The organism is Anatilimnocola floriformis (genome assembly GCF_024256385.1).
Classification (GTDB): domain Bacteria; phylum Planctomycetota; class Planctomycetia; order Pirellulales; family Pirellulaceae; genus Anatilimnocola; species Anatilimnocola floriformis.
Genome location: NZ_JAMLFW010000002.1, coordinates 2,094,110 through 2,106,011, shown reverse-complemented (window position 1 = coordinate 2,106,011; position 11,902 = coordinate 2,094,110). Strand labels below are relative to the sequence as shown.

Annotated in this window: 10 protein-coding genes; 8 read left to right on the top strand and 2 right to left on the bottom strand. The window is 58.8% G+C overall.

Annotated features, from left to right (window positions below; translation table 11 throughout):
- Window positions 1-176: 176 nt before the first annotated feature.
- Both M9Q49_RS32925 and M9Q49_RS32920 read left to right on the top strand, forming a co-directional pair.
- A complete protein-coding gene (locus M9Q49_RS32925; RefSeq protein WP_254513555.1) occupies window positions 177-461 on the top strand; it encodes a hypothetical protein in 285 nt (94 codons plus the stop codon).
- Window positions 462-519: 58 nt separating this feature from the next.
- A complete protein-coding gene (locus M9Q49_RS32920) occupies window positions 520-933 on the top strand; it encodes a ribosome-binding factor A (protein WP_254513554.1) in 414 nt (137 codons plus the stop codon).
- A 155-nt stretch (window positions 934-1,088) separates the two neighbouring features.
- Here the strand turns inward: M9Q49_RS32920 and mgtE are convergent, their stop codons facing one another.
- Window positions 1,089-2,474: a magnesium transporter gene (mgtE, locus tag M9Q49_RS32915; protein ID WP_254513553.1), complete on the bottom strand. Its 1,386-nt coding sequence runs from the start codon at window positions 2,472-2,474 to the stop codon at window positions 1,089-1,091.
- 75 nt (window positions 2,475-2,549) lie between these two features.
- Complete coding sequence (zwf, locus tag M9Q49_RS32910; RefSeq protein ID WP_254513552.1) at window positions 2,550-4,010, bottom strand: glucose-6-phosphate dehydrogenase; 1,461 nt, start codon at window positions 4,008-4,010, stop codon at window positions 2,550-2,552.
- Window positions 4,011-4,199: 189 nt separating this feature from the next.
- Here zwf and M9Q49_RS32905 point away from each other — a divergent pair, with 189 nt between their 5' ends.
- From M9Q49_RS32905 to M9Q49_RS32880, 6 genes are all read left to right on the top strand, one after another.
- Window positions 4,200-4,595 carry a hypothetical protein gene (locus M9Q49_RS32905; protein ID WP_254513551.1) on the top strand — a complete coding sequence of 132 codons (396 nt, stop codon included), beginning with the start codon at window positions 4,200-4,202 and terminating at the stop codon, window positions 4,593-4,595.
- A 118-nt stretch (window positions 4,596-4,713) separates the two neighbouring features.
- Window positions 4,714-5,178 (top strand): TraR/DksA C4-type zinc finger protein, encoded by a 465-nt coding sequence (locus tag M9Q49_RS32900; protein ID WP_254513550.1) that lies wholly within the window; start codon window positions 4,714-4,716, stop codon window positions 5,176-5,178.
- Between the two features lie 155 nt (window positions 5,179-5,333).
- Window positions 5,334-6,743, top strand: a complete 1,410-nt coding sequence (locus M9Q49_RS32895) for a hypothetical protein (protein WP_254513549.1) — start codon at window positions 5,334-5,336, stop codon at window positions 6,741-6,743.
- A 101-nt stretch (window positions 6,744-6,844) separates the two neighbouring features.
- Window positions 6,845-8,245, top strand: coding sequence for a hypothetical protein (locus M9Q49_RS32890; RefSeq protein WP_254513548.1), 1,401 nt, complete (start codon window positions 6,845-6,847; stop codon window positions 8,243-8,245).
- 58 nt (window positions 8,246-8,303) lie between these two features.
- Entirely contained in the window at window positions 8,304-10,085 is a 1,782-nt protein-coding gene (locus tag M9Q49_RS32885) for an arylsulfatase (protein WP_254513547.1), read from the top strand.
- A gap of 136 nt (window positions 10,086-10,221) precedes the next feature.
- On the top strand, window positions 10,222-11,901 hold the full coding sequence (locus M9Q49_RS32880; protein WP_254513546.1) for a GDSL-type esterase/lipase family protein: 1,680 nt from the start codon (window positions 10,222-10,224) through the stop codon (window positions 11,899-11,901).
- Window position 11,902 lies beyond the last annotated feature (1 nt).

The following is an 11,902-nucleotide window of genomic DNA, read 5'->3' as shown; positions in this document are numbered from 1 at the left end:
CGAAGTACCGGGGGAGAAGTTCTGAGTTCTGAGTTTTGAGACAAGAGTTGCCAAAGTGAGTTCCTCATCCTGCCTCAGAACACAGAACCCAAAACTCAGAACTTCTTCTAATTCAACACTCTCGCTCGCGAATATAACACGCTCGCGCCAGCCGCGAGCGATACAATGAGTCGATCATGCGTACAACGGTTGAATCGCGATCGCCGCTCTTCATCGTCATCACATTGCTATTGCTGCCGGTCATCTACATCGGCAGTTATCTGGCCTTGGTGGTTCCTGCTGGTCGCACCAGGCCCGTGCAATTTCGGGAAGCGGACGGTGAGTTGCGAACTGCGCTGTCTCACTTTCCAGATGAGCACTATCGCTTGTCGGAGCATCCTTGCCACGAGATCTTTTGGCCGCTCGAACAGATCGACCAACAAATTCGGCCGGAAGCTTGGATGCGCCACATGGTTGAGTAGCCCGCAGAATGCCGTGCGCCGCGCGAACCTTTCGCTGCAATTCGCTTCCTTTCTGGATATGACATCACGTTCTCGAAAACGACCGAATAGCAGGCAGCTGCGCGCCCTGTGCGCAGATCTTTCGCCCGAGGATGGCGTTGATCCACGGCACTTGGCGCGGGCGGGCGGCGAACAGACCGATCGTCGCAAGGCCTGGCAACTGTGCAGTCAGGTCCGCGATTCGCTGCGGCTGATCTTGGGAACTGCCGTCAATGAACGACTGCAAGCGCTCGACGTGCGCGAAGTTCTCCCCGCGCCGAATGAGTCGCAGTTGCTGGTCTTGCTCACTTCGAATGATCCGCTCGATGAGCAAGAGCGACAGGAAGTGCTCGACGCCCTGGGTGCAGCGGCGGGTTGGTTGCGGGCGGAAGTGGCGACTTCGATTACGCGCAAACGCGCGCCGCGGCTGGAACTGCAGTTGCTGCCGAGTTGAACGTTGGCGATTATTCCAGTGAAATTACCGCTGGTTGGAGCGGTCGCGTCTTGCCAAAAGTCGAAGTGGCTGATGTTGTGCTGCGATTCTTCGTTCCCTCACAACGCCAGCACTGGCGAAGGACGCCAGTGGCACACTGAGGAATACGCCTCATCTCACAGCAGTGTGCCACGCAGTACGAGCATCGCCACGCTGAAATAAATCACCAGGCCGGTTACATCGACAAGCGTAGCGACAAACGGCGCTGAACTGGTTGCCGGATCGAGGCCGGCCCGCTTGATCAAAAACGGCAACATCGAGCCAGAGAGCGTTCCCCAGAGCACGATGAATACCAGCGAGATCGCTACGGTGATGCCGACCAACGCCCAGTGCGGTCCGTACATCGGCGTGAATACTGTCCAAAGTGCGATCCGGCCGAAGCCGATGCCCCCCAGGACGAGACCGAGCAGCAGGCCCGAGAGCAACTCGCGGCGCATCACCATCCACCAATCGCGCAGTCTCAATTCGCCCACCGCCATCGCCCGCACGATGAGAGTTGCCGCTTGCGAGCCTGAGTTGCCACCGCTGGAAATGATGAGCGGAACAAACAGCGCGAGCACAACCGCCTTTTCGATCTCACTTTCAAACACACCCATCGCCGACGCGGTGAGCATCTCGCCCAGAAAGAGGACGATGAGCCAGGTGGCCCGCTTGCGAACGAGCTGCAGTACGGGCGTTGCCACGTAAGCTTCTTCGAGCGCTTCCAAGCCACCGAATTTTTGAGCGTCGCGCGTCGCTGCTTCTTCGGCGACATCGAGCACGTCATCGACGGTCACTACACCCAGCAACACGCCACGGCGATCGATCACTGGCAGCACTGAGCGGTCGTATTTACGAAACGTTTCGACCGCGGCCGCTTCTGCATCAGTTACGTTAAGGGCCACGTAATGCCGATCCATCAGCGAGCGCACTTGCGATTCGGGATTGGCAAGCAGGATCTGCCGCATCCGAATATCGTCGATCAAATGATGCTCGGTGTCATACACATAGACCGCATTCAGCGTTTCGCTGTCTCGGCCGACTTGGCGAACATGTTCCAGCACCTGGCTGATCGTCCACTCTTCTTTCACGGCAATGAAGTCGGGCGTCATCAATCGGCCGACCGTTCCCGCGCCGTAAGACAGTAGCGACCGCGACACTCGCTGATTTTCTGGACTGAGTAGCGTCAGCAGACGCTCGACGTCGGCATGATCGCGACCTTCGAGAACCGCCGTCCGATCGTCCGGCGCGAGTTCATTCAGAATGCGCGCGAGCTCCGTCTCCGGCAGGCAATGAATCAGCTGATCCTGCGCAGCCCAGGTGAGATGCGCGAATGTCAGTGCGGCGAGTTCGGCTTCAAGGCACTGAAAGGCAACCGTGTCCTCGTAGTTGCCGAGGTCATCGAGCAAGTCGCCCAGATCGGCCGGGAGCCAACGATTGAGGACCTCACGCAGGGTGTCGAGGTCCTTATCGTGAATGAGTTCACGAATTTCGGGAAGCAGCAGTTTTTCGAGACTCGACATGGCTGACTGCTCACGAAATGGGCGCTACTGCTGCGCGGAGAGGAAAATAAACCGTCTGCGAGAGCCGACCGCAGCTTAGTGCAACACAGGGCAAACGTCGAACCAGGCTCGCTTTTGCGATTCCATCCATTCGTTCGATTGTTCTGGTCCCCAGTTGCCGACGGGGTAGAACTCCAGAGGCGGAGCCGCCGGGCTTTCCCAAGCGGCGAGAATCGGATCGATAATGCCCCAGGCCAGTTCCACTTCATCGCTACGAGCGAAGAGACTTGCATCGCCGTTGAGCGCGTCGAGCAGCAGGCGCTGGTAAGCGTCAGGCAGTGCGCCGGTGTATTCGCGCTGGAAGCTGAAGTTCAAATCGGTCGTCCGCAGCCGCATACCGGCGTCGGGAACTTTGGTTTGAAAGTGAATTTGAATTCCTTCGGCTGGCTGAATTTGAATCACCAGCTTATTGGCGTCGATGTTCGTCGTCCGCGGACCATCGGCGAAGAGCAATTGCGGCGGCTCTTTGAATTGAATGACGATCTGCGAAGTGCGACAGCTCATGGCTTTGCCGCTGCGGAGATAAAACGGCACGCGGTTCCAGCGCCAATTGTCGACGTGCAGCCGCAGCGCCGCAAAAGTGGCGGTGTTGCTCTCGGGGGGCACATCCTTGGCCTGCCGATAGCCTTCATACTGTCCGCGAAATGTATGCTGCGCGAACTCAGCGCCGTGCATCGCCCGAATCGAGCGCAGCACTTTCACCTTTTCATCGCGGATAAAATCGGCCTGGTAGCGGGCCGGAGCTTCCATGGCCGTGACCATCAGCAGTTGCAGCAGGTGATTCTGAAACATGTCGCGGAGCACGCCGGCCTTGTCGTAGTAACCGCCGCGGCTGCCGACCTCGACTTCTTCGGCCACGGTGATCTGCACATGGTCAATGTAGTTACGATTCCAAATTGGCTCGAAGATGGAATTGGCAAACCGGAGCACGAGCAAATTCTGCACGGTCTCTTTGCCGAGGTAGTGGTCGATGCGGTAGACCTGCTTTTCGTTGAAGACCTTGTGCGTGGCTTGGTTGAGCGACTTCGCCGTGGCGAGGTTCGTGCCGAACGGCTTTTCGATAATGATCCGCCGCAGCCCTTTCGATTCCTCGGCCATGCCGGCCGCGCCAAGCTGGCCGATGGCCATTTCGTAGAGCGTGGGACTGGTTGAAAGATAGTACAAGCGACTGGCGGGGGCGTTGTTTTCAACTTCCGTTTCGAGGAAGGTCTTCAGCGATTGAAAGCTGGCCGCATCGTCGATGTCGCCGCGATGATAAAAGATGTTGCCGGCAAAAGCTTCCCAGCTCTTGGTGTCGAATTCCTTGCCGCAGAACTTGGCTGTAGTGCCAGCGAGCTCTGCACGCCAGGCTTCATGCGTGAATGGCGTGCGCGAGACGCCGACGACGCGAGTCTCTTTCGGCAACCGTCCCTTTTGATGCAACAGATACAGCGCGGGAATCAGTTTGCGGCTGGTGAGATCGCCCGAAGCGCCAAAGATCACGACCGTATTCGGCATGGTTCTAACTTTCTATGCTGTCACAAACCGCGGCGTGAGCCAGAGTTGCGAGGATTTGCCAAGACGCAGTTCGTTGATTCTGCATGATCTGTGCGGGTTCGCAAGGCATCGAGCCTCGCCGGCGAGGCTCGGCGAACTTGCGTGGCGGGAAGTTTGATAAACTGCAAGCGTCATCTCGGAGCCACTCGCATGTTAAGAATCGCCGTTCTGCTTTTCCTGTTGGCAGCCCTTCCCTTGGTCGGACGCGCGGAAGATGCGCCGCCCGAAAAGCCCCTCAGTGCTTTGATCGTCTTCGACCACAACGGCCAGACGACGGCGCTGCGCGTGGAAGGGGAACGGCAGCTGGCCATTCTCGAATCGTACTTTCCCGGTTACCGCACGCAGCCCGAAGCCAGCGAAGCCGGCGCCTGGGAAGCGAAGTATGAAGTCTTCATCAATCTCAAGCACGGCAAGTCGTATCGAGTGCTGGTATCGTCGAACAGTCGATTCTGGTCGATGGGACGAGGCGATTTCGAGCTGCGCGGTTACTTCAGCGATTTCGTCGCTGCACTGCTGAAGATCAAACCAGCGCCACGGCGCGAGTAATCGTCTCACCGTAGGCCGGACCATTGGTCCGGCCAAGATGCGGGTACTAAGTAACTACCGGCGCAGTTGCGGCATCAAGACGGACCAAACGCCCGTCCTACCTAAGAGTCAGTTTCCTATGCCTTCTTCCCGCAGCATTATTCGTTGGTTCTGCCCTTACTGCTCTTGGCAGGAAGATGGCACTGTGGCGGAGCTCGACAGCAAGCTTCGTTCGTTGGGCATGATCAAGCGCGAGGAAGAAGCCGACGTCGCGCTGCTGCTCGAACTGGCCCGTATCAAGAAGCCAGATCTTCGTTGCCCGAACTGCCGCAAGGTGGGCTACACGGCGGAAGCGATCGATCCGAGCGAAGACGGTTGGGGCCGCGGCAAACCCTGCGCCAACTGCGGGACGGAGATTCCCGCTGAGCGCCTCGAACTGTTTCCCGACCAGGATCTGTGCGCCAAATGCCAGGGCAAGGTCGACAACGGCGGGCAGTTGTCGGGGGACGATTATTGCCAGCACTGCGGCACGCCAATGGTCGTTAAAGTTCGCCGCGACGGCGTGAGCCGGTATCAGCAGATCTGCCCCAACTGCCGGCGGTAGTTTTTGGCGCAAAATTACAAGATTCTTCGATTCCGCCCGCCTTTTTGTCGCTTGACCCCCTGGCCCCCCCCTCGAACAATGGAGCCAGCGAGGTTTGGTTTGGCCTCGCGAGCGCACCCGCCCGCTCGTCTCGTGTCGCTGGAACATTTTCCGCTATGGGTGCTCTTCGTCCTGGTTCCGCCGCTGCTCGCCTGGGGCTCACGAATGTGCTGCCGGGACAGAGTGGTCAGCAAGCGTGCCGAGGCCTGATCTGGGCCATCTTGGCCCGCCTCCGCAGTGCCGGCGCCCGCCCCGTGCCGTTCCTGTCGCGCGCTTGTCCGTACCCCTATCAGGCCCTGCAGCGCGTAACCGGCAAGTGCCCCCGGCACCTGGACAGCTGGTCGATGCCGCGGGACCGTTGCCGTGACGTGTTTACGTCAGCCGTGGCCCGGGCCGAAACCGGCGTGTTGATCGATGCTGCCGAGTCGGGTGACTGCCCCGCCTGCGAGCTGTCGGGTTGCAGCACCGGCGGCCGAGCCAAGAGTCCGCAGGTCCGAAATTTCGAAACACTTTGCCTATGGCTCGATCTGCCCCGCGTTGGCATGATCGATGTTCGTCAGCTGCAAGTTTGTCGTCAGCCGCATCCGCCGGTCAATGTCGACGCGCTGTTGCTCGACGGCGTTGAAAACATCCGCCAGGCGATGGCCGTGCAGACCGAGCTCGAAGCCCTCTGGCGAATTCCGGTGCTCGGCTATTTGCAATTGCCGCCGTCGCTCCGTGAGCTCGTTGATCAATGGAATGGCGATCAGCCTCCGAGCGCCGATCTGTTTGATTTGCTCGCCGACCACCTCTCGCCCCATTGGGACGAACAACTAATGGGCGAGCTGATGCAGCGGCCTGCCTGGCCGCGCGAATTTGAAATTGGTACTCACTCGCCTATCGGACCGCGCACGCGCATCGCCATTGCCCAGGACGAAGCCTTTGGCTGGTGTTTTCCAGAGGCGCTCGATGCGCTCGAACGGGCCGGCGCCACGCTGTGTGATTTCTCGCCGCTGCGGAGTGAGCAAATTCCCGAGCGGACCGATCTCGTCTACATCGGCTGTGGCCATCCCGAGCGATATGCTGAAGCGCTGTCGCGCAATCATTGCCTCATGCAATCGCTGCGCAGCTTTTCCGGCACTGGGGGAAGAATTTATGCCGAAGCCAGCGGCGCGTCGTATCTCTGTCGACAAATGATTTTGCCGAACGGCACGACGGCGAACATGGCAGGGCTGTTGCCGATCAATGCCCGCTTCCTCGGCGATAACCAACCTCCGCAACAAGCCGAAGTCACCTTCGCCCTTGGCAGCTGGTTTGCCGAGCGCGGCACCACGCTCCGCGGCTATCGCGCCGCGCAATGGCAACTCGATCCCTGCGGCTCGATGCTCACCTATGCGCAAGATCCGTCGCAGCGCTGCGACGTGCTCGGCCGCGGCAATGTGCTATGCAGCCGAGTCCTCTTCAACATCGCGGCCCATCCCGGGCTGCTCGAGCGTTTTGCCAAGCCCGGCTCGGCGCTTTCTGCCGTCGTTCGCACTGGGCGTTAAACAGCTGCCATCCACGACTCTCGATTGAATCGGCAAACAGATGCTGCTCAACTATGTGAGCGGTATCCATCGTTTCCGATTCGCCAAATTCGAGTGTCTCGATGACGCGTGTTGTCTGTGAGTGTGGCGAGTCTTTTGCTCCCTTTCTCATCAACGGAACGCCGCGCACCAGTTGTCCATTCTGCCGTCGACCTCTGACGCTCGGCGATAATGGGCACTTGCTGGGTACAAAGCCTCTTCCGCCACCGCGAGAAGTTAATCAGCCTGCAGCCCCACCACCGCTCGCCGAGAACACAAATTCTCCAACTCCTCCGCGGACCGGTGAGCGACTGTCACGCTTTCCGCAGATCAGCAGCACCCGACAGCCACAGTCGCGCAAGATTCGCGACGAGTCGTCGCTGGACGCGCTGGAGGCGTTGGATTACTTTCGGCCTGCTGCGCGGTTCATCAATTACGATGGTTTCGACCGCGCGCTTCAAACGCTCACAGATTTCGTCGCGCTCGAACGCCAAAAATCTCGCCATCCCTTGGCCTGCCCAAATTCGCTTGGATGCGATGTGCCGACCTGCTCGCGAGCGTTTGCTTGCCGTGCACTCCCCAACAACGGAAGCGGCCTGGGCTTCATTCTCGGTTGGACTTTGGGAGGCGCTGGGATCATGGTGGGATTCTTTCTCATCATGTTTATTATCTTTGCGTTGGCTCTTGATCCGCCAGAAAACCCCAACGTCTTCGGAATCGTCCTGTTCGTTACAGGCACGGTTCTGGCCGGAGGCGGAATAGCTTTCGCCATTTCCGGGATTTACAGTCATTACCAACAGAAGCACATTCGCTTGATGGCAGCCGAGGCAAAGAAGGCGGGCCTGCAGTTCATTCCGTCAGTCCGCGTCCCCGCAGAGTTGGGAGATGCAGCCTTTCCCGTGATTTGTCCCACACCACCGGACAGCACCTTCGAGAAGGAATCAGCCCGCTCTGTGGTCGACTTGCTGGCAGTGGGAGTGATCGACGGCCAGGAACTCCTGGTGGTGGAATACGCTCATCATTTTGACCCGAACGATCACATGCCGTTCGGTGCTGCGCTCAAGACTATCCAAACAATCGTCAAGCCCTCGACCTTCGGCGATCGTCCCCAGATCTGGCAAAGTTATCTGCTCACCTACTATCTGGATGAGCTGATTCGAGTTCCTGATTTTGTGGTCACGCCAAATGTCAGTGGCTATCAGAAGACGCACCTGGAACGGACGTTTCCGGGACGGCTGTCGCCGATCGATGCCGGCGGGTCGAACAACTACCTGCTCGCCGTGGCAGGCACGCAGCGACACTTATTCGGTCGGGAGTTTCGTGACTTACTCGCTTCCACTCCGAATTGGTCGATCCAAGTTGTCGCAGGACGACTGATCGTCTGGAACGGCCCGAAATCGACTAACCCCAGCCAGCCAGTGTCGCAAGTTGTGGCCTTCGCCGCAAAACTGCGCCGGCTGCTGACGCAGTCGATTGACCCTTGAAACTCGCAAACCGATACTGACGGCACGTCGTCTTATCGATTCTTTCCGCGAGTATGTCATGTTTGTTTCGCGTTTGATTTTCGCTGTTTTTCTCTGCGCCTTGATCGCGCCGCCTGCCAATTCGAAATCTCCCAACGTCGTGCTGATCATCACCGATGATCAAGGCTATGGCGATCTCGGCGCGAATGGCAACACGATGATTCGCACGCCGAGCCTGGACGCGCTCGCGAAGCAGAGCACCCGGCTGACGAATTTTCATGTCGATCCGACATGTGCAGAAACACGTTCGGCGCTCATGACCGGCAAGTATTCGTGCAGCGTGGGTGTCTGGCACACGATCATGGGTCGCTCGATTCTGCGGCTCGATGAGAAGATCATGCCGCAGTACTTTGCCGAAGCCGGTTACCGCTGCGGCTTGTTCGGCAAATGGCACCTGGGAGATAACTATCCGTATCGCCCGCACGAGCGCGGCTTTCACGAAGCCCTCTTCAGCGGTGGCGGCGGCGTGGGGCAAACACCCGATCATTGGGGGAACGATTATTTCGACGACACCTATTCGCGTAACGGTGTGAAAGAGAAGCAAACCGGCTATTGCACCGATGTGTGGTTCGCCGCGGCGACGAAGTTCATCGAGCAAAACAAAGACAAGCCGTTCTTCTGCTACATCGCCACCAATGCGCCGCACTCGCCGTACAACATCGAACCCAAATACGCGAAGACTTATCTCGATCAGGGCGTGCCACAGCCGATGGCGAATTTCTACGGCATGATCGAAAAGATCGACGAGAACGTCGGTGGGCTGATGAAGAAGCTCGACGACCTGCAGCTCGCCGAGAACACCGTTGTGATTTACATGACCGACAACGGTACAGCCGAGGGCGTGCTGCGGCCCGGTATGGGCGGCGCGAAGAAAAAGGCCGCAGCCGAAGAGGCCAAGTGGCCGGGTTATTCCGCCGGCATGCGCGCACAAAAGGGCTCGCAATACGATGGCGGTCATCGCACCTCGTGCTTCATTCGGGCGCCGTTCAACAAGTCGATTGCCGCCAATCAGGAAGTGAAAGAGCTCACTGCACACTTCGACTTGCTGCCCACGTTGCAAGCCATGTGCAATCTGCCGCCCGCCGTTCAGAAACGGGAAAGTGAACCGCTCGACGGCACGTCGCTCATGCCGCTGCTCACGCATGAACAGGCCGAAAGTTGGCCGCAGCGGACGCTCGTCGTGCACTCGCAACGGATGGAGCATCCACAGAAGCTCCATAAGTGCGCGGTGATGACCGATCAGTATCGGCTCGTCGATGGCAAAGAGCTCTACGATATGACCAAGGACCCTGCCCAGCAAAACGACATCGCGGCCGCGAACACCGAGGTTGTCGAAAAACTGCGCGGCGAATACGACCAATGGTGGAAGCACGTTTCCCAGAAATTCGATCTCTACAGCGACGTGCCGCTCGGCGCGAAGGGTGCGCCCGCGCAGGAACTCTGCTGCCACGATTGGCATCCAGATGATCCGGCGACTCCTTGGAATCAAAGCGGCCAGGCCGGCGTGGCCGGCAACCCTTTCGTCAACGGTTGGTGGGCAGTGAAGGTCGATCGGCCAGGCCGCTATCGATTTGAACTCCGCATGCGGCCGGAGGGAGTCGACTACAAGATTCCTGCCGGCGAAGCTCGCGTGAAAATCGGCGATCAGGAAGCAACCGCCAAAATCGCCGAAGGGGCCGATCATGCAACAATCGAAATGGATCTGAAGCCCACCGACCACGTGCAACTACAAACCTGGCTGACCACGGCTGAGGGAAAAAGCCGCGGCGCGTATTACACAATGGTGCGGCGACTCGAATAGAATCGAGTGTCACCCATTGTCGTCGTTCGCTCCGCGAACGATGAATCGAGGTTGTCCACCCGACTTTGCCAAAACGAGTCCGCGAGTTTTTGGCTTTGGCGAGTCGAGGCAACAGCATCGTTTTAAACGCCGAACCATGAAACACTTTGCCCTTTCATTTCTCATCCTCCTCGCCGCCGCTCCCCTCCAAGCCGCCGAGCCCAACTGGATCTGGTCGACCAAGGACGCCAACCAAAGCGCCGCGGCCGGTGATGTCTACTTCCGCCGCTGGTTCAACGCCGACGCGCCGAGCAAAGGCTCGATTGAAATCACGGCCGACAATCGCTTCGACTTGTTCGTGAACGGCCGGAGCGTGGGGGCGGGCGCCACGTGGCAAACTCGCACCAGGTACGACATCACACCGCTCTTGGTCCCAGGACGAAACTTGATCGCTGTGCGCGGCACGAACGACGGTGAGGATCCAGCCGGGCTCGTCGTGAAAGCCAGCATCGAACAAAAAGACAAACCGGCGGTCGAAATCGTCACTGACGCTGAGTGGCGATTCACCACGAAGCAGTGGGGCAATTGGGCCCGCACCGACTACGACGACAGCAAGTGGGAACCTGCGACCGTCCTCGGCGTGTACGGGAAGACCGCACCTTGGGGAGCAGCCGGCGGTGTGCAGACGCCGCAGCAACCGACGCTGACGAACAAGCCGCGGGCTCGCGAACTGGGCTTCTTCGACTTTCGCGATGGCGACCGCGTCGTGCTGCTCGGCAGCGCATTCTTCGAGCGGATGCAACAACACAACTATCTTGAAGCGATGATCACTGCGGGACTTCCTGACCGCAATATCACGTTTCGCAATCTCGGTTGGGGCGGAGACAACGTGTGGGGCGATGCCCGCGCGGTGTTCGGCGGCCGGACGGATGGGTTTAAACGGCTCCTCAGCGATATCGCTCTGTGCAATCCGACGGTCATCATCGTTTGCTACGGCGAGAATGAAGCCTACGCTGGCGAGAACGGCATCGACGAATTCCGTCGCGGCCTGAACAAACTGCTCGATTCGCTCGAAGCGACCGGCGCCCGCCTGCTGTTACTCAGTCCCCGCCAGCACGAGTCGCTCGGTTATCCGCTGCCGGATGCGAAGGAATACAACGAGAGCCTCAAGCTGTATCGCGATGTGATTTCGGAAGCTGCGGAGACGCGCGAACATCCGTTCATCGATTTGTATGACATTGCCGCGCCCGATTCGGCGGCGAAAAAATCGCGACTCACGCAGAATGGTTTGCACCTGACTGCGGAAGGAGAGCTGCTCGTCGCGCAGCAGTTGCTACCGCAACTCGGCGTGCCCGTCGGCAAAGTGCAAATCGAAATCGACATCGCGCGGCCTTCGCTGAGCGCTACCGGCGCACAAATCTTCGACCTGAAGAGCGGCAATGACGAAGTCAGTTTCTCCGCCATCTGGCGAGCAACCGAACTGACGAGCTCGCTCGCGTTCAGTGGCCTGCAGCCGAACAAAACGTACGAACTGCAGCTGGACGGCCAAAGCCTGGCGAAAAAAACGGGGCAGCAGTGGCGAACGGCAGTGGCAGTCGATCTCGATTCTGCTCGCGCCGCAAAATTGCGGCAGCTGATCGCCGAAAAGAATGCTCTCTTCTTCAACCGCCATCGGCCTCAGAACGAGACTTACCTGTTTCTCTTTCGCAAACACGAACAAGGCAACAATGCGGTCGAGATTCCGCAGTTCGATCCGCTGATCACGGAGCAGGAGAAGGAAATCGCCACGCTCAAAAAGCCCGTCGCTCACAAGTTCGAGCTCAAAGTCATCGACTAAC